Origin of the sequence: Mesorhizobium sp. M0772, assembly GCF_040320135.1 — a bacterium.
In the GTDB taxonomy this organism is placed as follows: Bacteria; Pseudomonadota; Alphaproteobacteria; order Rhizobiales; family Rhizobiaceae; genus Mesorhizobium.
This window is the reverse complement of record NZ_JAMYPB010000058.1, coordinates 1-22,738: the sequence shown is the minus strand read 5'-3', so window position 1 is coordinate 22,738 and position 22,738 is coordinate 1. Positions and strand designations below refer to the sequence as shown.

The 22,738-nt window shown below is 64.2% G+C and carries 19 protein-coding genes; 12 read left to right on the top strand and 7 right to left on the bottom strand.

From position 1 onward, the window contains the following. Positions 1–247: 247 nt before the first annotated feature. The gene (locus tag NKI06_RS26945; RefSeq protein ID WP_006206855.1) at positions 248–388 is read left to right on the top strand and encodes a hypothetical protein; all 141 of its coding nucleotides are present in this window, start codon (positions 248–250) and stop codon (positions 386–388) included. On the opposite strand, the gene NKI06_RS26940 is transcribed toward NKI06_RS26945, so the two are convergent. From NKI06_RS26940 to NKI06_RS26930, 3 genes are read right to left on the bottom strand one after another with little or no spacing between them, the layout of a single operon-like run. Then, positions 385–1,152, bottom strand: a complete 768-nt coding sequence (locus tag NKI06_RS26940; RefSeq protein WP_352987656.1) for a metallophosphoesterase family protein — start codon at positions 1,150–1,152, stop codon at positions 385–387. The two genes, NKI06_RS26945 and NKI06_RS26940, sit on opposite strands and share 4 nt — an antisense overlap. Positions 1,153–1,207: 55 nt before the next feature. Next, positions 1,208–2,344 (bottom strand): alpha-hydroxy acid oxidase, encoded by a 1,137-nt coding sequence (locus tag NKI06_RS26935; protein WP_023815110.1) that lies wholly within the window; start codon positions 2,342–2,344, stop codon positions 1,208–1,210. A 12-nt stretch (positions 2,345–2,356) separates the two neighbouring features. Continuing rightward, positions 2,357–3,154 (bottom strand): FCD domain-containing protein, encoded by a 798-nt coding sequence (locus NKI06_RS26930; RefSeq protein WP_352987655.1) that lies wholly within the window; start codon positions 3,152–3,154, stop codon positions 2,357–2,359. A gap of 205 nt (positions 3,155–3,359) precedes the next feature. Here NKI06_RS26930 and NKI06_RS26925 point away from each other — a divergent pair, with 205 nt between their 5' ends. The 4 genes from NKI06_RS26925 (at position 3,360) to glcF (ending at position 9,162) form a co-directional block, all read left to right on the top strand. Then, entirely contained in the window at positions 3,360–4,685 is a 1,326-nt protein-coding gene (locus NKI06_RS26925) for a DUF3422 family protein (protein WP_352987654.1), read from the top strand. Positions 4,686–4,906: 221 nt separating this feature from the next. Continuing rightward, entirely contained in the window at positions 4,907–6,403 is a 1,497-nt protein-coding gene (locus NKI06_RS26920; protein ID WP_352987653.1) for an FAD-linked oxidase C-terminal domain-containing protein, read from the top strand. Between the two features lie 217 nt (positions 6,404–6,620). Further along, positions 6,621–7,832, top strand: a complete 1,212-nt coding sequence (glcE, locus tag NKI06_RS26915; RefSeq protein ID WP_352987652.1) for a glycolate oxidase subunit GlcE — start codon at positions 6,621–6,623, stop codon at positions 7,830–7,832. A gap of 4 nt (positions 7,833–7,836) precedes the next feature. Next, positions 7,837–9,162 (top strand): glycolate oxidase subunit GlcF, encoded by a 1,326-nt coding sequence (gene glcF, locus NKI06_RS26910; protein WP_352987651.1) that lies wholly within the window; start codon positions 7,837–7,839, stop codon positions 9,160–9,162. A 4-nt stretch (positions 9,163–9,166) separates the two neighbouring features. On the opposite strand, the gene NKI06_RS26905 is transcribed toward glcF, so the two are convergent. Continuing rightward, positions 9,167–10,087 (bottom strand): bifunctional 5,10-methylenetetrahydrofolate dehydrogenase/5,10-methenyltetrahydrofolate cyclohydrolase, encoded by a 921-nt coding sequence (locus NKI06_RS26905; RefSeq protein WP_023670547.1) that lies wholly within the window; start codon positions 10,085–10,087, stop codon positions 9,167–9,169. 329 nt (positions 10,088–10,416) lie between these two features. After that, entirely contained in the window at positions 10,417–11,163 is a 747-nt protein-coding gene (locus tag NKI06_RS26900) for a L,D-transpeptidase (protein WP_352987649.1), read from the bottom strand. Between the two features lie 210 nt (positions 11,164–11,373). Here NKI06_RS26900 and NKI06_RS26895 point away from each other — a divergent pair, with 210 nt between their 5' ends. After that, positions 11,374–12,012, top strand: coding sequence for a DNA-3-methyladenine glycosylase I (locus tag NKI06_RS26895; RefSeq protein ID WP_352987648.1), 639 nt, complete (start codon positions 11,374–11,376; stop codon positions 12,010–12,012). 128 nt (positions 12,013–12,140) lie between these two features. Here the strand turns inward: NKI06_RS26895 and NKI06_RS26890 are convergent, their stop codons facing one another. Then, positions 12,141–12,383, bottom strand: coding sequence for a hypothetical protein (locus tag NKI06_RS26890; RefSeq protein WP_352987647.1), 243 nt, complete (start codon positions 12,381–12,383; stop codon positions 12,141–12,143). 202 nt (positions 12,384–12,585) lie between these two features. Here NKI06_RS26890 and hisS point away from each other — a divergent pair, with 202 nt between their 5' ends. From hisS to NKI06_RS26865, 5 genes are all read left to right on the top strand, one after another. Continuing rightward, positions 12,586–14,091, top strand: a complete 1,506-nt coding sequence (gene hisS, locus NKI06_RS26885) for a histidine--tRNA ligase (RefSeq protein WP_352987646.1) — start codon at positions 12,586–12,588, stop codon at positions 14,089–14,091. 172 nt (positions 14,092–14,263) lie between these two features. After that, positions 14,264–15,385, top strand: a complete 1,122-nt coding sequence (locus NKI06_RS26880) for an ATP phosphoribosyltransferase regulatory subunit (protein WP_352987645.1) — start codon at positions 14,264–14,266, stop codon at positions 15,383–15,385. Next, positions 15,382–16,083, top strand: a complete 702-nt coding sequence (hisG, locus tag NKI06_RS26875) for an ATP phosphoribosyltransferase (protein WP_352987644.1) — start codon at positions 15,382–15,384, stop codon at positions 16,081–16,083. The genes NKI06_RS26880 and hisG overlap by 4 nt, the downstream gene beginning before the upstream one ends. Before the next feature lie 234 nt (positions 16,084–16,317). Continuing rightward, positions 16,318–18,078: an AMP-binding protein gene (locus NKI06_RS26870; protein WP_352987643.1), complete on the top strand. Its 1,761-nt coding sequence runs from the start codon at positions 16,318–16,320 to the stop codon at positions 18,076–18,078. Between the two features lie 90 nt (positions 18,079–18,168). Next, positions 18,169–19,272, top strand: coding sequence for a calcium:cation antiporter (locus NKI06_RS26865; protein ID WP_352987642.1), 1,104 nt, complete (start codon positions 18,169–18,171; stop codon positions 19,270–19,272). A 107-nt stretch (positions 19,273–19,379) separates the two neighbouring features. Here NKI06_RS26865 and NKI06_RS26860 read toward each other — a convergent pair whose 3' ends face one another. Continuing rightward, positions 19,380–20,288: a hydrogen peroxide-inducible genes activator gene (locus NKI06_RS26860; protein ID WP_352987641.1), complete on the bottom strand. Its 909-nt coding sequence runs from the start codon at positions 20,286–20,288 to the stop codon at positions 19,380–19,382. Positions 20,289–20,428: 140 nt separating this feature from the next. Here NKI06_RS26860 and katG point away from each other — a divergent pair, with 140 nt between their 5' ends. Beyond that, positions 20,429–22,624 (top strand): catalase/peroxidase HPI, encoded by a 2,196-nt coding sequence (katG, locus tag NKI06_RS26855; protein ID WP_352987640.1) that lies wholly within the window; start codon positions 20,429–20,431, stop codon positions 22,622–22,624. Positions 22,625–22,738 lie beyond the last annotated feature (114 nt).

The window sequence follows — 22,738 nt, the reverse complement described above, 5'->3', positions numbered from 1 at the left end:
GGCACGCGGCGGGGAATCTGCCGGGGACAACTTCTTTCGTCCTTGGTTTGTGGCCGAACGCTATCCTACAAGGCGCGCGCTATATATCGGCAATGCAACCGCGATGAACCTTCTGTGTGATCCGCGCGACACACCGCCGATACAGAATCGACCTACAAGCGCGAAATCGTCGAAACTTTGAGACGAATTCTCGGTTTCAACCCATTGGTAACCGCCTCGTGCCCAGATGCAGGAAGCTCAACTAGAGATGACGTCCGTGAAAGCAGCGCTTCTGTCCTTTGTCATGCTGTCTGCCATCGTTTTGTGCGGTCTCGGCATTTATTCCGCCGATGCAGCCAACAACCATCAGGCCGTCGACGGCTACGGCGTCACCGCCGCGCTTCGCTAAAACGCTTTTCCCTGCACAGTCAGGATACGCTTGTCCGCGCCGTCCACGGCGAGCGCGCTGAGCATGCCTGACTGCCAGGCGAGCGTGTCGACATTGACGCGGTTCGGCATCACCTCCGCCTCCGGCACCGGTGTGTGGCCGTGCACGATCACCTTCGGGTAAAGCCCTGGATGGTTGTGGAAGACGTCGCGTATCCAGACCAGATCCTGCGGGCTCTGGCTCTCCAGCGGCACGTCAGGCCTGACGCCAGCATGGCAGAAGAAGAAATCACCTGATATCAGTGACAATTGCAGCGACCGCAGGAAGTCGACATGGGCTTGCGGTACAGCATTGACCAGTGCCTGGTGTCCCCGCCGTAACGCCTCGGCCTTGCCGAACCAGCTTGCGTGTCCCGCTAGGTCGACGCCATAGGATTGTGCCGTCTGCACGCCGCCATAGCGGATGAACAGCCCTTCCGGGTCAGGCTCGTCGAGAAAATCGAGGAAGCCGATATCGTGGTTGCCGGCGAGCATCAGATGCCGTGGATCGCGTTTCTGTGCCTCGATCAGGAAGTCTATGACGCCCTTGGACTCTGGTCCGCGGTCGACATAGTCGCCGAGGTGGATGACGCGCCAATCGATGGTCGGCTTGTATTCGAGTTCGCTCTCGATGCGGCGATGCATGGCGGCGAGCAGATCGAGCCGGCCATGCACGTCGCCGATCGCATAGAGGCGCATGCCATCGGGCGCGCGCGCGTCGAGGTAGTGGATGCCGGTCTCGGTCAAGGCGGCTTCGTCTCCGTGATCCAGCGAGGCTAGGGTCTAATCGGTGAACAAGACCCTATCGCCGCAACTGGTCCTTGCCCATCTCGGTCACCAGCCGTTTGCCGCACAGTGCCAGCGTGATGTCCATCTCCTTGCGGATGATGTCCAGCGCCAGGGTCACGCCTTGCTTGCCCATGGCGCCCAACCCGTACAGGAACGGGCGGCCGATATAGGTGCCCTTGGCGCCGAGGCAAAGCGCCTTCAGCACGTCCTGGCCCGAGCGGATGCCGCCGTCCATATGCACCTCGATCCTGTCGCCGACGGCATCGGCGATCTCCTCCAGCGCCATGATTGACGACGATGCGCCGTCGAGCTGGCGCCCGCCATGGTTGGAAACGATGATGGCGTCGGCGCCGGTCTCGACCGCCATCAGCGCGTCCTCCTTGTCGAGAATACCTTTCAGGATCAGCTTGCCGCCCCAGCGCTCCTTGATCCAGGCGACGTCCTTCCACGACAGATGCGGGTCGAACTGCTCCGTCGTCCACGATGCCAGCGAAGCGACGTCGCCGACGCCCTTGGCATGGCCGACAATGTTGCGGAAGGTGCGGCGCTTGGTGCCGGCAATGCCCATCAGCCAGCGCGGCCGCATGGCGATGTTGGCAATGTTGGCCAGCGTCATCTTGGGTGGCGCCGACAGCCCGTTGCGGACATCCTTGTGGCGCTGCCCCAGGATCTGCAGGTCGAGCGTCAACACCAGCGCCGAGCATTTTGCAGCCTTCGCCCTGTCGATCAGGTCGAGCACGAAATCCTTGTCGCGAAGCACGTAGAGCTGGAACCAGAACGGCTTCTTCGTCACCGACGCGACATCCTCGATCGAGCAGATGCTCATCGTCGACAGCGTGAACGGCACGCCGAATTCCTCTGCCGCCTGCGCCGCCAGCATCTCGCCATCGGCATGCTGCATGCCGGTCATTCCAGTTGGGGCAAGCGCCACCGGCATCGCCACTTTCTCGCCGATCATGGTCGATTCCAGCGAGCGGTTGCTCATGTCGACCAGCACGCGCTGACGGAATTTTATCTTCTGGAAGTCCTCCTCGTTGGCGCGGTAGGTGCTTTCGGTCCAGGCGCCGGAATCGGCATAGTCGTAGAACATCTTCGGCACCCGCCGGCGCGCCAGGTCCTTGAGATCGGCAATGGTGAGGATGTCGCTCATGGTGGTTCCTCGTTAGCCAGTCGTCTTGAAGCCGTCGTCGGCGTCGGAGCGCTGCTTAAGCCTGAGCCGCGACACGCGCTGCCAGTCGCCGCTGCGTTCGGCCTCGAGCATCGAGCGCTCGACATAGGAGATATGGTCCATCGCCGCTTGGCGGGCAGCTGAGGGATCGCCGGCCTTCACGGCTTTGTAGATCGCGCCGTGCTGGACCAGCAGCGCCTCCCGCGCTCCGGGCACGCTGAACACCAGAAGCCGGTTCTGGAACACGCCTTCAGACAGCAGCCGGTAGCAGGAGCGCAGCGTGTGCAAGAGGATGATGTTGTGCGCGCATTCGCACACAGCATGGTGGAACTCGACGTCGATTTCCGCCTCGTCGTCGAAATCGCCGGTGCGGTGCGCCTCGTCCATGCGCGCCATGATGCGGTCGAGCAGCGCAATATCGTCCGCTGTCGCGCGCCGCGCCGCATATTCGGCCGCAACACCTTCGATCTCGCGGCGGTATTCCAGATAGTCGGTCACCGCCTTGCGGTGCATCGAGATAAGGTCGGTCACCGGCTTGGTGAACAGCTGGCCGATGACGTCGGCGACATGGGTGCCGCCGCCGGCCTTGGTGATCAGCAGCCCGCGCCCTTCCAGCGCCTTCAGCGCATCGCGCAGGATCGGCCGCGACACGTCGAACTGGCGCGCCAGCTCGCGCTCGCCCGGCAGCCGGTCGCCGGTGCGCAGCACGCCTTCAAGGATCAGGCTTTCGATCTGCTGCACCACCTCGTCGGCAGTGCGCGAATGGTCGATCCTGGAGAAAATATCGCTCAACGGGGGCCTGGGAAATTGAACCGGTGTCGCGCAAGATAAAGCCAGCCTCGCCAACTGGTCAAATTATTTATCCAATTCTCCCAATCGGGTCGGTCTGCGCGTCGCGCCGGCAGGACCTACGATGCTAGACTTTGGTGTTTACGCGCCTCATGGATTGCCTTTAGAGGACGCCATCACACGAAGGGTCGAGAACAGGGGGACCACCGTGTCGGACGAGACGTCCAACCTCGAATTCCAGCCGCGCGCCCAGGGCAGCGTGATGGGCTTTCCCGCGCATGAGGGACGGCCCGGCGCGATCGGCGAGGTCCATGCCCGGCCGCATCCGCTGATCGAGAAGCCGCGCGTGCTTGTGCAACTCGCCTTCATGACCGAGGGCGGCTCCGGCGTCGACATGGCCGTGCTCTCCGAACTGTCGCGGCGCCTCGGCATCGCGGCGCCCGACCGTCATGCCCGCCACCACGCCATGAAGTGGGGCAAGGGTACGCTGCGCTGGGAGCGGCATACGGAATTTTCGACCTATCTGTGGGAAGGGCCGCTGGCCGAAAGCAGCAGGGCGGCGCAAGAAGACTCTCCTTTCGGCAACGGCTTCTCGCCGCCGGGAACGGTGATCTCAGGCATAAGGCTGGAGATCCGCAAATGGACGCCGGCAAGCGAGAAGCTGATTGCGGCCTTTGACCCGACGAGCCTCTGCTATTCGCTGGTCGAGCGCGGCAATGCGGCCATAGTCACCGATTTCCGCCAGGACGGCGACGGCCTGACCCGCATCCTGGTGCTTGATCGCGGCCTGACGCCGGCGCGGACCGGCGCGCTGTCGCAGCGGCTGATCGACGTCGAGACGTATCGCACGCTTGCCATGCTCGGCCTGCCGCTGGCGCTGACGCTGTCGGGCCGCGCCCGCCGCATCGAGGACCGGCTGGCGCAGACCACGCTGGAAATGAAGGTCGCTGAAACCCGCGACAGCCAGACGCTGCTCGCCGACCTGACCGAGCTTGCCGCTGAACTCGAGGCTGATGCCGCCTCCAGCCTCTATCGCTTCGGCGCCAGCCGCGCCTATGACGGCATCGTTGTCGAGCGGCTGGAAGCGCTGGACGAAGAAGCCGTGCCCGGCTACGAGACTTGGGGCGGCTTCCTGCAGCGGCGGGTGGCGCCTGCCATGCGCACCTGCCGTTCGGTCGAGGAGCGCCAGGCCAACCTGTCGCGCAAACTAACCCGCGCCACGACGCTGCTGCGCACCTGGGTTGATGTCGAGGTCGAGAAGCAGAACCGCGATCTGCTGGCGTCGATGAACAACCGCGCCCGGCTGCAACTGCGGTTGCAGCAGACGGTCGAGGGCCTGTCGGTGGCAGCCGTGTCCTACTATGTCGTCGGCCTGATCTCCTATCTCGCCAAGGGCGCATCGATCTTCGGCCATGCCTTTGCACCCGAAATCGTCACTGCCGCGGCGGTGCCGGTCGCCATCCTGCTGGTCTGGTGGGGTGTGCGGCGAGTGAGGCGGATGCACTCCGAGCCGGCGAAACATCCGGGGGAGTGAGAAGCGGTCCGCGCAGCGGACGAAAAGCCAATTGCTTGGCTTTTCGAGCTTCGAACGCCCTGAGCCAGCGAAGGGCAAGGCGCTGGACGATCCGCCCTGCCGGGCCAGCGGCAGATTGCCGCTGCGGAAGGCTGGCATACGCTCTTTGCCCGACGCGGTGTTTGCAACATCCGAATGTAATTGGTAAAAGATTTTTACCAGCCAAGCGGAGGACGCTGCCGATGTCCGGCCTTGTCATGCCCAAGCCAGACGACGCCACGATGCGAAGGCGGGCGGAGATCGTCGCCGACATGCGCATCATCGTGCCGGGCGAGGGCGTCGTCGACGCCACCAATGAAATGCGCGCCTTCGAAAGCGACGGCCTCACCGCCTACCGGCAATTGCCGCTGGTCGTGGTACTGCCCGAGACGGTGATGCAGGTGTCGCGGGTGCTGAAATACTGCAACGACCGCAACATCCGTGTCGTGCCGCGAGGCTCCGGGACCTCGCTCTCCGGGGGCGCGTTGCCGCTTGAAGATGCCGTGCTGCTGGTCATGAGCCGCTTCAACCGCATCCTTGCCATCGACTATCCCGACCGCGTCGTCGTCGCCCAGCCGGGCGTCACCAATCTCGGCATCACTACTGCCGTCGAGCAGGAGGGCTTTTATTACGCCCCCGATCCATCCTCCCAGATCGCCTGCTCGATCGGCGGCAATGTCGCTGAAAATTCCGGCGGCGTGCACTGCCTGAAATACGGCCTGACCGCTAACAATGTGCTGGGCATCGAGATGGTGCTGATGAACGGCGAGGTGGTGCGGCTTGGCGGCAATCATCTGGACTCGGAAGGCTATGATCTCCTCGGCGTCATGACGGGGTCCGAAGGCCTGCTCGGCGTCGTCACCGAGGTCACCGTGCGCATCCTGAAAAAGCCGGAGACGGCCCGCGCTCTGCTGATCGGCTTTCCGACCAGCGAGCAGGGCGGCCAGTGCGTCGCCGACATCATCGGCGCCGGCATTATCCCCGGCGGCATGGAGATGATGGACCGGCCGGCAATCCATGCCGCGGAGGATTTCGTCCATGCTGGCTACCCCCTTGATGTCGAGGCGCTGCTGATCGTCGAACTCGACGGGCCGGGCGTCGAGGTCGATCACCTGATCGGTCTCGTCGAAGCGATCGCCTATAGGAACGGCTCCACCACCTGTCGCATCTCGCAATCCGAACAGGAGCGGCTGAGTTTCTGGGCTGGCCGCAAGGCGGCCTTCCCGGCGGTCGGCCGCATCTCGCCCGACTATTACTGCATGGATGGCACCATCCCGCGCAAGGAATTGCCGGGTGTGCTCGCCGGCATGCGCGAACTGTCGGAGAAATACGGCCTCGGCGTCGCCAACGTCTTCCACGCCGGCGACGGCAATCTGCATCCGCTGATCCTCTACGACGCCAACGTGCCGGGCGAACTCGACAAGGCGGAAAGTTTTGGCGCCGACATCTTGCGGCTCTGCGTCAAGGTCGGCGGCGTCTTGACCGGCGAGCACGGCGTCGGCGTCGAGAAGCGCGATTTGATGCCGGAGATGTTCAACCAGATCGACCTCGACCAACAAATGCGCGTCAAATGCGCCTTCGATCCCAACCATCTGCTTAACCCGGGAAAAGTGTTTCCACAACTGCGCCGCTGTGCGGAGCTTGGACGCATGCATGTGCATCGGGGGCAGCTGGCATTTCCGGATATTCCGAGGTTTTGATGGGGGCGGAATGTCTCACGTCGGCGATCCTTCGCGCCCCCCTCTGTCCTGCCGGACATCTCACCCACAAGGGGGGAGATCACCAGTCATCTCTGCCTTCGCCAACCTTCGACGTTGCTAGAGAGGCGCGGTCGCCAAAGCTGCTAATCTCCCCCCAAGTGGGGGAGATGTCCGGCAGGACAGAGGGGGGCGCGAAGGAACTCGACCCATCTTCGCCATGACGACCTTCACCCCCACCACATCGGCCGAGATCCTCTCCACCGTCCAATGGGCGGCGGCGGAAGAGTCACCTTTGGAAATCATCGGCCACGGCTCCAAGCGCGGCATCGGCCGGCCACAGCAGAGCGAACACACGCTCGATCTTTCGAAGCTCACCGGCGTCACCCTCTACGAGCCGGCCGAGTTGGTGCTGTCGGCCAAGGCCGGCACGCCGCTTTCCGAGATCGAAAACCTGCTCGCCGAAAACGGCCAGCAGCTCGCCTTCGAACCGATGGATTACGGTCCTTTACTCGGCGGCGAGCCCGGCAAGGGCACCATCGGCGGCGTGCTCGCCGCGAACCTGTCCGGCCCGCGCCGGCTGAAGGCGGGGGCTGCGCGAGACCATATTCTGGGCATCAATGCGGTTGCCGGACGCGGCGAGGCTTTCAAGTCCGGCGGCCGCGTCGTCAAGAATGTCACCGGCTACGATCTGTCGAAGCTGATGGCCAACAGCTGGGGCACGCTGGCCGTGTTCACCGATGTCACCTTCAAGGTGCTGCCGGCGGCCGAGACCGAGGTGACGCTTGCCATGCGCGGCCTACTCGACGATGCCGCCTCTGCCGCCATGGCGCTGGCGCTCGGCTCCAGCGCCGAAGTGTCGAGCGCGGCCCATCTGCCCGAACGCACCGCCGCGCGCGTTGCCGGCGGCAGTCTCGGGGCCGACGCCGCAACGCTGCTGCGCGTCGAAGGCTTCGGCCCTTCGGTCGCCTACCGCATCGAGGCACTGAAAACCCTGCTCAAAAATGCGGGCCCGCTGCAGGAGATTGCAGGCGAGGCCTCGCATTCCCTCTGGCGTGACATAAGGGACTGCACGCCATTCGCCGACCGTAGCGAAAAGCCGGTCTGGCGCGTCTCCATGGCGCCGTCTCAGGCCCATCAGATGGTGCTGACGCTGCGCATGCAGATCGGTGTCAGCGCCTTCTACGACTGGCAGGGCGGGCTGGTCTGGCTGCGCATGGAGGAGGGCGATCCCGAGGCCGCCCTGCTGCGCGGGCTGATCAGAAAGCTTGGCGGCGGCCACGCCACGCTGGTGCGCGCCACCCCTTCGCATCGCGCCGCCGTTCCGGTGTTCGAGCCGCAGGCACCGCATATGGCCGCACTGTCGGCACGGCTCAAGGCCGAGTTCGATCCCAAGTCCATCCTCAATCCCGGCCGCATGGCCCAAGGCTAAGATAATGCAAACTAACTTCTCCCTTGCCCAGCTTGCTGATCCGCATGTCGCGGAATCGGAGAAGATCCTGCGCAAATGCGTGCATTGCGGCTTCTGCACCGCCACCTGCCCGACCTATGTGACGCTTGGCAACGAACTGGATTCGCCGCGCGGCCGCATCTATCTCATCAAGGACATGCTGGAGAATGGCCGCCCGGCCGACAAGGAGATCGTCACCCATATCGACCGCTGCCTGTCCTGCCTCGCCTGCATGACGACCTGCCCGTCGGGCGTCAATTACATGCACTTGGTCGACCATGCCCGCGCCCATATCGAGGAAACTTACAAGCGGCCGCTGCTCGACCGGCTCATCCGCGCCATGCTGGCCTTCGTGCTGCCCTATCCCGCGCGCTTTCGCGCCGCGCTGAAATTGGCGAGACTCGGCAAGCCATTCATTCGTCTGTTCGAAAAGGTGTCGGCCCTGAAGTCGCTCAGCGCGATGCTGAAGCTGGCACCGGCCTCGATCCCGACGGTCTCGCCAATGGCCTCTTCCGGCATTCATGCCGGGCAGGGGACGAAGAGAGGCCGCGTCGCCATCCTCACCGGCTGCGCCCAATCGGTACTCGACCCCGCCATCAACGAGACGACGATTGCATTGCTGACCAGGCTTGGCGTCGAGGTCGTGGTGCCGCAGGGCGAAGCCTGCTGTGGCGCGCTGGTCCATCATATGGGCCGCGAGGCAGCAGCCCTTGCCTCGGCCCGGCAGAATGTCGATGCGTGGACGCGTGCCATCGACCAGGGCGGGCTCGATGCCATCGTCATCACCGCGTCCGGCTGCGGCACAACGATCAAAGACTACGGCTTCATGCTGCGCCTCGATCCGGCCTATGCCGACAAGGCCGCGCGGGTCTCGGCGCTGGCCAGGGACATTACCGAATATCTCGCAAGCCTCGAGCTGCCCGAGCCGGTGCGCAAACCCGGCACCGTCGTCGCCTATCACTCCGCCTGCTCGATGCAGCACGGTCAGAAGATCATCCGCCAGCCGAAGGAATTGCTGTCCAAGGCAGGCTTCGTCGTGCGCGAACCGCGCGAGGGGCATCTGTGCTGCGGCTCCGCCGGCACCTACAACATCCTGCAGCCCGAGATTTCCGCAAGGTTGCGTGACCGCAAGGTGAAGAACATCGAGGCGACCGACGCCGAAATCGTCGCCACCGGCAACATCGGCTGCATCACCCAGATCGCTTCCGCCGCGAAGCTGCCGGTGGTGCACACGATCAAGCTGCTCGACTGGGCCTATGGTGGTCCGAAGCCGGAGGGCGTCTCCGAAGGAAACCTGGTCGCCGCCGAGTAAGCAGCTATTCCGCTGCCAGCCGGTCCACCACGCCATATGTCGCCTGGTAGCGCGCGCGCTGGCGGCTGAGCGCAACCATTGTGTTGCGCAGCAGGATCGCCACGGTGATCGGACCGACGCCGCCGGGCACCGGCGTGATCCAGGACGCGACTTCCTTCACGCTCTCGGTGTCGACGTCGCCGACGATGCGGCTCGTGCCGTCCGGGCCGATCTCGGAATTGATGCCGATGTCGATGACGGCCGCACCGGGCTTCACCATGTCGGCCTTGATCAGCCTGGGCTTGCCGACGGCGACGAACAGTGCGTCGGCGCGGCGCGCATGGGCGGCCACCGAGCGCGTCATGTGATGGCACACCGTCACCGTTGCGCCTTCGCTCATCAGCAGGAAGGCAATCGGCTTGCCGACGATCTCCGAATGGCCGACGACGACGACCTCCAGCCCCTTGAGATCGAGGCCGGTTTCCTTCAGCAGCTCGACCGAGGCAGCAGCCGTGCAAGGTGCGAGGTCGAGCTGATTGTAGACGATGTTGCCGATCGAGGCCGGGTGCATGCCTTCGACATCCTTCAGCGGATGCACCGCGGCCTGCAGCGTCTTGATCGGGATATGCGCCGGCACCGGCCGCTGGATGATGATGCCGGTGACGCGCGGGTCGGCGTTCAGGCCATGGATCGCCGCCTCGAGTTCGCCTGCGCTGATGTCGGCGGGGAACCGCCGCTCCTCGAAACCGATGCCGGCAAGCGCGGCCTTGGCGCGCTGGTTGCGCACATAGACATCGACGGCAGCGGTATCGCCGACGGTGATCGACACCAGCTTGGGTGGAAAACCTTCGGCGGTGGCGATGGCGGCATCCTCGCGCACGGATGCCATGATGCGCTGGGCGACCGGGCCGCCCCGGAGATAGCGGCTATCGTCTGGCGGAGACATGGCTGGACCTTTGCAGCGGAGTTTGGCGCAGGGGAGTTTGGCCGTCCCTATAGCAGGGGAAATGCGGCAAGGCAGCGTGAAAGCGAACCGTCATCCCCCTGGCGCGACGTTCTGGCGCAGCCTGGCTCAGCTATAGCCGCAAAGAGAAAGGGCAGCGCGGTTTCCCGGGCTGCCCTTTCCTGACTGGCCGCATCCCCACACGGCCCGTCCCCCGTAAACCCTTCCCGATCCCTGAAGGCCTAATGCATGTCGCTCAAAAGTGGTCCCGGTTTTGAGAGAACGACATGCATCGAAACAAAGCCTTCTGGACCAGATGATTCGGTAGCTGACTATATCACGACCACGGTCGTTCCAACATTGACCCTCTCGTAAAGGTCAACCACGTCCTCGTTGCGCATGCGGATACAGCCGGAAGATACCGAGCCGCCGATGGTCCATGGCTGGTTGGTGCCGTGGATGCGGTATTCCGTCGTGCCGAGATAGAGCGCGCGGGCGCCGAGCGGATTCTCTTCGCCACCGGCCAGATAGGTCGGGAGGTAGCGGCCCTTGGCAGCCTCGCGCTTGATCATCTCCGCTGGCGGGCGCCAGTCCGGCCAGACGCGCTTGTTGGTGATCTTGTGCGTGCCAGACCATTCGAAGCCAGGCTTGCCGGTGCCGACGCCATAGCGCCGCGCTTTGCCGTTCTTCTCGACCAGGAACAGGAAGTTCTGCGTCGTATCGATGACGATCGTGCCCGGCTTCTGCGGGCCGGCATAAGCGACTTCCTGCGGCAGATAGAGCGGATTGATCTGCGGCCGCATCACCACGCGCTTGGCCGGCGCCTGCACAGAAGCAGTGCGCACCCGATCGGGTCGCGCTGGCTGCGCATAGCGAAGGCGTGGCTGCTGCTGCACGAACTGGCGGCTCTGCCGCACGATGCCGGGCGCGCGGCCAAGCTGCAGCACCCAGGGCGCGGAAAGGTCGGGGCTCACCATCACCGGCGGCCTGTCGGCATAGCGGTCGCCGGCAGCGGAGGAAGCGACGCCGGCGGCCAGAATGGCCACGGCGCCGAGCACGGAATGCAAAAATATCTTCATTGGAACGCACCTTGATCGTCGAACGGACGGAGGCGGGAACTTGCCTCCGGTTGCGCGATCCTTGGCGCGAAGCGGCAACCGAAACATGAATCGGAATGCGTAAAATGCCGCTTTGTCAGTAAACCTTTTGGTGTGGTTACCGCCGGGTTCAGGAATCTGGTAAAGCCGCGGTAAACGCAGCGCGCAGGCGCGTCAACGAATGGATTGGCCATGGCACAAGACAACACCGGCCTTTTGACCGGCACCGACGGCATCACGCGCTGCTTCTGGCCCGGCAATCTGCCGGACTATCTGCACTACCACGACCATGAATGGGGCCGGCCGGTCGCCGACGACCGCAGGCTGTTCGAAAAAATCTGCCTGGAAGGCTTTCAGTCCGGCCTGTCCTGGCTGACCATTCTGCGCAAGCGCGAGAATTTCCGCGAGGCCTTCGCCGGTTTCGACTTCGACAAGGTCGCTGCCTTCACCGACGAGGATGTCGAGCGCCTGGTCGCCAATGTCGGCATCATCCGCCACCGCGGCAAGATCGTCTCGACCATCAACAACGCCAAACGCGCGCGCGAAATGGTCGATGAATTCGGCTCGCTGGCCGCCTGGTTCTGGAAGTTCGAACCGAGGCCGAAGGAGCGGCCGGCGGTGGTGGACCTGGCGCATCTGCGCGCCAACCCGACGACAGCGGTCTCGATCAGGATTTCGAAGGAGTTGAAAAAGCGCGGCTGGAGCTTTGTCGGACCGACGACGGTCTATGCCTTCATGCAAGCGATGGGTCTGGTCAACGACCATCTCGAGGGGTGTGTTTGCCGGGAGCAGGTGGAGAAGGAACGCAAGGCCTTTAAGAGGCCGAAGTAGGGCGCTGTCCCACCTACCTCCCCCTTGTGGGGAGGTCGCGCCGAAGGCGCGGGTGGGGGTATCTTGGCGCCGCACCCCCACCCCGACGCTACGCGTCGACCCTCCCCACAAGGGGGAGGGTAAGGAACTCACGTCCCGCTGGCGCCAGTCAGGAACAATCCCGCCACAATCGCCGCCAGTGCCGCAAAGGCCGGATAAATCACCAGCAATCCGGTCATCAGCGCCTCGCGTATGATGGAACCCTTGCGCTCGTCGGCGGTGACCTCAAACGGACCGAGGCTCGCCGTCACCGGCGCACGGTTCTCGGCCGGCCGCAACCGGACTTCATGCAAGCCGTCGTCTCTGATGTCGAACTTGTGTGCCGCAGTCATGGCCCAACCCTTTGTTTCGGCGCGCTTATCGGCTCTGATTGTGTCGGCACGATGCCGCGCCGATGGCGGAATTGTTTCCTTTCGGTGCGTTTTGTTTCGAAGGAGAAGGAAAGAGCGCAAACCCTTGCCGCACCAAGCCGCTTCGGTTAGGACACGCCCACTCCAAACAAGTCATCGATTACTAAGCGAAAAGACCCATCCCATGGCCGACAAATCGGAAAAGACGAAAGCGCGGCTGCCGCGCGGCTTTGCCGACCGCGGCGCGGAAGACATCCGCGCCGTCGAGAAGATGATGGCGACTATCCGCTCGGTCTATGAGCTCTACGGCTTCGAGCCGGCCGACCAGCCGCTGATCGAATACACCGATGCGCTGGGCAAATTCCTGCCCGACCAGGACCGGCCGAACGAGGGCGTGTTCTCATTCCAGGACGATGACGAGCAGTGGCTGTCGCTGCGCTACGATTTGACCGCGCCGACGGCGCGTTACGTCGCCGAGAATTTTGAGCGGCTGCCGAAACCCTATCGCAGCTACCGCTCCGGCTGGGTGTTCCGCAACGAAAAGCCCGGCCCCGGCCGCTTCCGCCAGTTCATGCAGTTCGATGCCGACACCATCGGCACGCCGGGCGTCGCGGCGGATGCCGAGATGGCGATGATGATGGCCGACGTGATGGAAGCGCTGGGCATCAAGCGCGGCGACTACGTCATCCGCGTCAACAACCGCAAAGTGCTCGATGGTGTGCTGGAGGCGATTGGCCTTGGCGGCGATGAGAATGCCGGCCGCCGGCTGACGGTGCTGCGTGCGATCGACAAGCTGGACAAGCTCGGGCCGGAAGGCGTGAAGCTGCTGCTCGGTCCGGGGCGCTGGGATGGCGGCAAGGAAGGCGAGGGCGACTTTGCCAAGGGCGCTGGTTTGGACGACGGGCAAGCTGAAGCAGTTCTTCTCGCCACGGCAAGGAACGCACAGGTCGACCAGGTTTCCATAGTGAGCTCGAACTCGACTTACCAAGAAGGCGTCGGCGAGCTCGCGACGATTGAAGCCCTGGTCAGGGCGGCCGGATATGGCGAAGATCGCATCGCCATGGACCGCTCCGTCGTGCGCGGCCTCGAATACTACACCGGCCCGGTCTTCGAAGCCGAATTGCTCGCCGAAATCCCCAACGAAGACGGCCAGATCGTGCGCTTCGGTTCGGTCGGCGGTGGCGGCCGCTATGACGGGCTGGTCTCGCGCTTCCGTGGCGAGCCGGTGCCGGCGACCGGCTTTTCGATCGGCGTCTCCCGCCTGATGACGGCGCTGAAGAACCTCAGCAAGCTGGACACCACCGATGTCATCGCGCCGGTCGTCGTGCTGGTCATGGACAAGGATACGGAAAGCCTTGGCCGCTACCAGAAGATGGTCGCAGAGCTACGCGCCGCCGGCATCCGCTCAGAGATGTATCTCGGCGGCGCCGGCATGAAGGCGCAGCTGAAATACGCCGACCGCCGCGGTAGCCCGGTCGCGATCATCCAGGGCGGCGATGAGCGCGCCAAGGGCGAGTTGCAGATCAAGGATCTGATCGAAGGCGCGCGCATGTCCGCTGAAATCGCCGACAACGCTGAATGGCGGGCTGCCCGCCCGGCGCAGGTGACGGTGGCGGAGGGAGAGCTGGTCGCCGAGGTGAGGAAGATTTTGGCGGTGCAGGCCGCTGACCGTGCGAAGGGTGGCGCTTGAACGCCCCCCTCTGGCCTGCCGGCCATCTCCCCCTCAAGGGGGGAGATTGGATGTCGCGCATGGTTTCGCCAATCTCCGGCGTTGAAGAAGAGGCGCTGCGCTCCGAGCTGCCAATCTCCCCCCTTGAGGGGGAGATGGCCGGCAGGCCAGAGGGGGGTGCCTCGCGCCACGCATGACCTCCCGCTATCCCGCCATCGCATCCGAAATCACCAAACTCTTCGCCACCCGCAACACCCATGCGGTCGAGGTCGCGGTGCTGCAGCCGGCCGACCCATTCCTCGACATGGCCGGCGAGGATCTGCGCCGCCGCATCTTTCTCACCGAAAGCGAGACCGGCAAGACGCTGTGTCTGCGGCCCGAATTCACCATCCCCGTCTGCCTCGACCACATCGCCTCGCAGGCCGGCACGCCGCGCCGCTATTGCTATCTCGGCGAAGTGTTCCGCCAGCGCCGCGAGGGCGGCAACGAGTTTTTCCAAGCCGGCATCGAGGATCTCGGCGACCGCGATACGGCCAAGGCCGATGCGCGTTCGCTGGCCGATGCGCATGCGCTGCTGCAGCTGGTGCTGCCGGCGCAACCTCTTGCGATCACGCTCGGCGACCAGACCATCTTCGAGGCGGTGCTGGCGGCCCTCGGCCTGCCGCGCGGCTGGCGCATGCGACTTGCGCGCGCCTTCGGTTCGGCGCCGATGCTGCAGGCAGCGTTGTCCGATCTCGCCAACCCGCCACGCAACGGTCAGCTTGACGGCGAAGTCGCGGCCCTTGTCCTCGATGGCGATCTCGAAGCGCTTTCCGCCCACATTGCCGGCGGCATGGAAGAGGCCGGCCTGCTGGCATCCGGCGGACGCGCGCCCGCCGACATTGCCCGGCGGCTGATCGAAAAGGCCGAACTGCGCAGCGTGCGGTTGTCGAACGAAGCGTTTGCGGCGCTCAGGGATTTTCTCGCCATCGACGTGCCGCTCGACGGCGCGAGTGCTGCGCTCGAAAGTTTTGCGGCCTCTGCCGGGCTTTCGCTGGGCGCGGCGCTGGAAAAATTCGCCGCCCGCGCCAAAGCCATCGAGGCACATGGCCTGCCTGCAAAGACGATCCGCTACGACGCTGCCTTCGGCCGTCCGCTGGATTACTACACCGGCATCGTCTTCGAGATCGCAGCACTTGGTGGCGAGCGGCCGCTGGCCGGCGGCGGTCGCTACGACCGGCTGCTGACCCTGCTCGGCGCCAAGACGCCGATCCCCGGCGTCGGCTTCTCCGTCTGGCTCGACCGCATCGAAGCGCTGCGGGGAGAGCCGCAATGATCACGCTGGCGATCCCATCGAAAGGCCGGCTCAAGGAGCAGGCCTTGGAGGTACTGGCCCGGGCCGGGCTTGCCGTCAGCCTGCCCGGCGATGAGCGCCAGTACCGCGCCCGCATCGACGGCGCCGAGGGCATCGAGGTGGCGTTCCTGTCGGCGTCCGAAATCGCCGGCGAGATTGGGCAAGGTTCGATCGACCTCGGCATTACCGGCGAGGACCTGCTGCGCGAAAACCTCGCCGACTGGGAGGCGCGCGCCGAAATCGTCGCTCGCCTCGGCTTCGGCCATGCCGATGTCGTGGTCGCGGTGCCCGGCATCTGGCTCGACGTCGACACCATGGCCGATCTCGACGATGTCGCCGCCGATTTCCGCCAGCGCCACGGCAGGCGGCTCAGGATCGCCACCAAATACTGGCGGCTCACGCAGCAGTTCTTCTCGCAAAAGCACGGCATCCAGGTCTACCGCATCGTCGAAAGCCTCGGCGCCACCGAAGGCGCGCCGGCGGCAGGCCTTGCCGATGTCATCGTCGACATCACCACCACCGGCTCGACCCTGCGCGCCAACCATCTCAAGGTGCTGGCCGATGGGGTTGTGCTGAAGTCGCAGGCCTGCCTCGTGGCTGCCAGGAAAGATCGTGCTGCTGCGGATGAGGCGCTAGTGCGGGAAATAGCCGCGAAGATGAGCGCGCTCCCTCCCCCTTGAGGGGAGGGTGGACAGCCGCCAAAGGCGGATGGACGGGTGGGGTCGCTCCGGCAGTGCTCGACGCGAGACGACCCAAGCCGGGTCGACCGTGACCAAGGAAGTCGAGCACTTCGCCGAGGAGCCCACCCGCCTCGCTTCGCGAGGCACCCTCCCCGCGAGGGGGAGGGGAACCGCCTCTACTTTCCACCATCCCATCAGGCTGATAGGCTCGCCATATCCCGGGAGGAAACGGCGATGGCGATCAATCTCGACGAGCTCAAGAACGCCACCAATCTGCGCGGGCGCGGCAGGGCGTTCATCGCTCCGCTCGACGGCCTGGCACATGTGTCGGGCGACCGTTCGGTGCCGCTGCTCGACAAGACGATCCCTCAGCTTTTCTCCGGCACGGTCAGCAAATACGCCGAGCAGGATGCTGCCGTCTTCGTCGGACAGGACAAGCGCTTCACCTGGAGCGAATTGTCGGACACGGTCGATACGCTCGCCGCCGGTTTCCTGGCGCTCGGCCTCGAAAAAGGCGACCGTGTCGGCATCTGGTCGCCCAACCGCTGGGAATGGCTGGTCACCCAATTCGCCACCGCTCGCATCGGCCTGATCCTGGTCAACATCAACCCGGCCTACCGGCTGACGGAGCTGGAATATGCCCTCAACAAGGTCGGCTGCAAGGCGCTGGTGACGGCCGCCAGTTTCAAGACCTCCGACTATCTCGGCATGATCGAGACGCTGGCGCCGGAGCTTGCCAAGGCCACCCCCGGCAAGCTCAAGGCGCAGAAATTGCCGGCGCTGAAGATCGTCATCCGCATGGGCGACGACAACTCGCCCGGCATGTTCAATTTCGCCGACGTGCTGTCGATGGCCGGCCGTGACGAGCATGACAGCCTCGACCGCATCTCCGAGGGGCTGAAGCCGAATGAGGCCATCAACATCCAGTTCACATCAGGCACGACGGGCGCGCCCAAGGGCGCGACGCTGACCCATACCAACATCGTCAACAACGGCAATTTCGTCACCGCGGCGATCAAGCTCACCGTCGACGACCGGCTCTGCATCCCGGTGCCGCTCTATCACTGCTTCGGCATGTCGATGGGCACGATGGGCTGTGTCTCCAAAGGCGCAACCATGGTCTTCCCGGGCGAGGGTTTTGACGCCGGCGCCACACTGAAGGCGGTGACGCAGGAGCGCTGCACCGGCCTCTACGGCGTGCCGACCATGTTCGTCGCCATGCTCGACCACGCGGATTTCGCCAGCTTCGATCTCTCCAGCCTGCGCACCGGCATCATGGCGGGGTCGCCATGCCCGATCGAGGTGATGAAGAAGGTGGTGTCGCTGATGCATATGGAGGAGGTGACCATCGCCTATGGCATGACCGAGACCAGCCCCGTCTCCTTCCAGAGCAGCGTCGACGACCCGCTGGAAAAACGCGTCTCCACCGTCGGCCGCATCCACCCGCATGTCGAGGTCAAAGCCCTCGATACCGACGGCGCCACCGTCGCCGTCGGCGCGCCGGGCGAACTGTGCACTCGCGGCTATTCCGTCATGAAAGGCTACTGGGACGACACGGAAAAGACCCGCGAGGCGATCGACAGCGATGGCTGGATGCACACCGGCGACCTCGCCACGATCGACGCCGAGGGCTATTGCAACATTGTCGGCCGGGTCAAGGACATGGTCATCCGCGGCGGCGAAAACGTCTATCCCAGAGAGGTCGAGGAATTTCTCTATCGCCATCCCAAGGTCAAGGAGGTGCAGGTGTTCGGTATTCCCGACGCCAAATATGGCGAGGAGCTGTGCGCCTGGATCGTGCTGAAACCGGGCCAGATCGCCACCGAGCAGGAGATCAAGAACTTCTGCGCCGGCCAGATCGCCCACTACAAAATCCCCCGCTACATCCGCTTCCGCACCGAACTGCCCATGACGGTGACGGGAAAACCGCAAAAGTTTCTGATGCGCGAGGCGATGGTGGAGGAACTGGGGCTGGTGGTGCAGAAGACGGCTTGAGGGTTGAACGCCGGGGGACGGGATTGCCCGCTTCGACATTGGGGTGCTCGACAGGCTTCCGCAAGGTTCGCCGAACGCATTGGGGCTTGAATGACTGGTTTCGCACGATCAGCGACTTCCTATGCGATGCCTTTGGCCGCGCTGGCACTGGCCGTTGCGGTCAGAGTCAGCGGGCTATCGGTGGACGAAGGTTCGCCGAGCGTCAGGATTCTCGTCGGAGCGCTCTCGAGTGCGATCATGTTCATCACTATTTTCGTGGTGCTCGATCACGCCGAGGCGGTGGCCCACCGTGTGGGGGAACCCTACGGCACATTGGTGCTGACTTTTGCCGTGACGGCAATCGAGGTGTCGATCATCGTTTCCATGATGCTGCATGGAGAGAACAACCCCACGCTTGCACGTGAGTCCGTCTTCTCGACGGTGATGATTGCCTCCACCGGCGTTGTGGGGACGTGTCTCACGTTTGGCGGCTGGCGTCATCGCAAGCAGGCAATTGTCCGGCAAGGGACAAGCGCATATCTGGCGGTTCTGGCCGCACTGACCGTCATGACGCTTATCCTGCCGACCTATACACGGACCACCGATCCCGGCACATTTTCGGCAGCTCAGCTTGGCCTTGTGAGCGTACTTTCCGTGCTGCTCTATGCAAGTTTTGTGTTCGCGCAAACCGTCCGGCACCGGGACGACTTCATCGAAGGACTGGCACACGACCTTTCGGCGCGAACCGCCCCTCACAAAAGCATCTCTTCCAGCGCTCTGCTCCTGATAATCGGACTGATCGGAATTGTCATGCTCGCCGAGCAGGTCGCCGCAAGTGTTGAAAATGCGCTCGTTGCTTACCAGGTGACCCAGGCTGACAGCATTGTGGGGGCAATGATCGCGGGTCTGGTTTTGATGCCGGAAGCCATTTCGGCGGTTCGCGCTTCACTCAACAATGAGCTGCAGCGCGGCCTGAATGTCGCAATGGGTTCGGCTTGCGCCACGATTGGTTTGACGATACCTGCGGTCGCAGCAGCCAGCCTGCTTACGGGACGAGGGTTGACCCTGGGGCTCCCGGAAGCTGACGCAGTACTTTTGGTTTTAGCGCTTTTCATGTGCGGCGTAAGCTTTAGCAACGAAAGGACGACCTTCCTGACCGGAATCGTCCATGCCGTTGTATTTTTTACGTATGTATTTCTGGTATTTATCCCTTGAGGCTTTGGTGCGGTCTGGCGACCAGCCATCAATGCGGGTATTCTCGAACGCGCCTGATTTGAGTTTCTTTTCGGGGTTCTCCAGGCGACATCCAAGACCCAAACGACTCACACCCCCAGCACCGCCGCATCCAAACCCCGAATGATCTTCGCCAACTCGACGCATTCATCATGCCGCACCTTGTTGCGGCGCCAGGCGAGGCAGATCGTGCGTTGCGGCATTGGCTCCTGGAACGGCACGATCTTGAGGTCCGGCATGGCGCTGGCCGGCCTTGCCGCCATTTCGGGGATCAGCGTGACGCCGAGACCATGCGCCACCATCTGCAGCAGCGTCGTCAGGCTGGTGGCGCCGTAGCTTGCCATCGCTACGGGACGCACGCTGCCGCAGAGCGCGAGCGCCTGTTCGCGCAGGCAGTGGCCTTCCTCCAAAAGCATCAACCGCTCCAGCGCCGGGCTTTCCGGCGGCACCGGTGGCGAGGCGAAGGCTGGATCTCCGGCTGGCACGGCGAGGAAGAAGCGGTCGGCGAACAGTTCCTCGGTGACCAGGCCCGGCTGCTCGAGCGGCAGCGCGGCGATGAAGGCGTCGAGCCGTCCGGTTGCCGTGTCCTCGACCAGTGATGCCGTCACTGCTTCGCGCAGTTCGAGCTGCAGGGACGGAAAATTCCGCTTCAGCTCCGGGAGCACATGCGGCAAAAGATACGGCGCCACGGTCGGGATGATGCCCAGCCGGAAGCGGCCTTCCATGGCGGGGCGGCCGCGCCGGGCCGTCGTCTCGACATCACTGATGTCGCGCAGGATGCGCTCGATGCGTGGCAGCAGCGCTTGCGCCTCTTCCGTCATCCGCACCGTCTTGCCGCCGCGCTCGAACAGCCGGCAGTTCAGCCTTTGCTCCATCTCGGCGATCTGCGCGGACAGCGCCGGCTGGCTGACGCCGGCGAGTTTTGCGGCGCGGCCGAAATGCAGCGTTTGCGCCAAAGCCTCGAAATATTGCATCTGCCGCACGGTCAAGCGAATCATAAGGAAAACCTATCGCAACAAACAGGAAAGGCAATTTGTTTTTATCGAAAAGACGGCTTAGTCTGGAACCGTTCCAGAGTGGCGCGGCTCCCGGCCGGCCCGGAAAAAACAACACATAAATCAGCAATTCGGAGGCCAGGATGGACGCGATGACCGACGACAACAGCGCCGGCAAATGCCCGGTCGCGCATGGAACCTCCGCCAGGACCAACCGCGACTGGTGGCCGAACCAGCTCGACATCGGCGTTCTCCACCAGCAGTCGAGCCTTTCGGACCCGATGGGCGAAGCTTTCGACTACGCCGCGGAGTTCAAGACGCTCGACCTCGACGCGGTGATCGAGGATTTGCACAAGGTGATGACGGATTCGCAGGATTGGTGGCCGGCCGATTTCGGCCATTACGGGCCGCTGTTCATCCGCATGGCCTGGCACAGCGCCGGCACCTATCGCATCGGCGACGGCCGGGGTGGCGCCGGTGCGGGCCAGCAGCGTTTCGCGCCGCTGAACAGCTGGCCGGACAACGCCAATCTCGACAAGGCGCGCCGGCTTTTGTGGCCGGTCAAGCAGAAATATGGCCGCAAGATCTCCTGGGCCGACCTGTTGATTCTCACCGGCAACGTCGCGCTGGAATCGATGGGCTTCAAGACCTTTGGCTTCGCCGGTGGCCGCGCCGATGTCTGGGAGCCCGAGCAGGATGTCGACTGGGGTTCGGAAACCAAGTGGCTCGACGACAAGCGCTATTCCGGCGACCGTGAGTTGCACGGCCATCTCGGCGCGGTGCAGATGGGCCTGATCTACGTCAACCCGGAAGGGCCGAACGGCAAGCCGGATCCGCTGACCTCGGCCCGCGACATCCGCGAGACCTTCGCGCGCATGGCAATGAACGATGAGGAAACCGTGGCACTGATCGCCGGCGGCCACACATTCGGCAAGACCCATGGCGCCGGTGATGCAACACTGGTCGGCGCCGAGCCGGAAGGCGCGGGCATCGAGGCGCAGGGCCTCGGCTGGTCGAGCAAGCATGCCACTGGCATTGCCGGCGATGCGATCACATCCGGCCTCGAAGTTACCTGGACGACGACGCCGACCAAGTGGAGCAACAACTTCTTCGACAATCTGTTCAACTTCGAATGGGAGCTGACCAAGAGCCCGGCCGGCGCCCATCAGTGGACACCGAAGGGCGGCTCTGGCGCGGTCACGGTGCCGGACGCGCACAATCCCTCGAAGCGTCATGCGCCGGCAATGCTGACCACCGACCTCGCGCTGCGGGCCGACCCGGCCTATGAGAAGATCTCGCGCCGCTTCCATGAGCATCCGGAGCAGTTCGCCGATGCCTTCGCCCGTGCCTGGTACAAGCTCACCCATCGCGACATGGGGCCGGTCGTGCGGTATCTCGGCCCGCTGGTGCCGAAGGAAGAGCTGATCTGGCAGGATCCGGTTCCGGCCGTCGACCATGAGCTGGTCAGCGACCAGGATATCGCATTGCTGAAGGCCAAGATCCTGGCTTCGGGCCTCAGCGTTTCGCAATTGGTCTCGACCGCCTGGGCCTCGGCCTCGACCTTCCGAAACTCCGACAAGCGCGGCGGCGCCAATGGCGCGCGCATTCGCCTGGCGCCGCAGAAGGACTGGGAGGTCAACCAGCCTGTCGAACTGGCCACCGTGCTGGCGAAGCTCGAAGCCATCCAGAACGAGTTCAACGCAGGCGGCAAGAAGGTCTCGCTGGCCGACCTCATCGTGCTCGGCGGCGTCGCCGCGGTCGAGAAAGCCGCAACGGATGGCGGCAATGCGGTGAAGGTTCCCTTCACGCCCGGCCGCACCGACGCCTCGCAGGCGCAGACGGACGTCCATTCCTTTGCGGCGCTCGAGCCGAAAATTGACGGCTTCCGCAACTATGTCAGTGGCAAACCGCCCATGTCGGTCGAAGCCATGCTGGTCGACCGGGCGCAACTGCTCAACCTGACGGCGCCGGAGATGACGGTGCTGGTTGGTGGCCTGCGCGTGCTCGGCGCCAACACCGGCGGCTCGAAGCATGGTGTGTTGACCGACAGGCCGGGCACGCTGACGAACGACTTCTTCGTCAACCTGCTCTCGATGAGCACCATCTGGGATCCGGCCTCCGAGCCGGGCTCGCATGAGGTCTACGAAGCACGCGACCGCAAGACCAGGGCAGTCAGGTGGACCGCCACACGCGCCGACCTGATCTTCGGCTCGCATGCGCAGCTGCGCGCGCTGGCCGAGGTCTACGGGTCGGCGGATGCCGGGCAGAAATTCGTTGGCGATTTCGTCAAGGCGTGGACCAAGGTGATGAACGCCGACCGTTTCGACATCGCTGCCTGATGCAACCTCCCAAACGAAGGGGGGCGGGCGCCGGGCCCCCCCGGCCGGTCTGCGCCGCGCGGCGACCAAGCCCTGTTGTAGAGGAGGGGGGGGGGGCGGCCCCCCCGCCGGGGG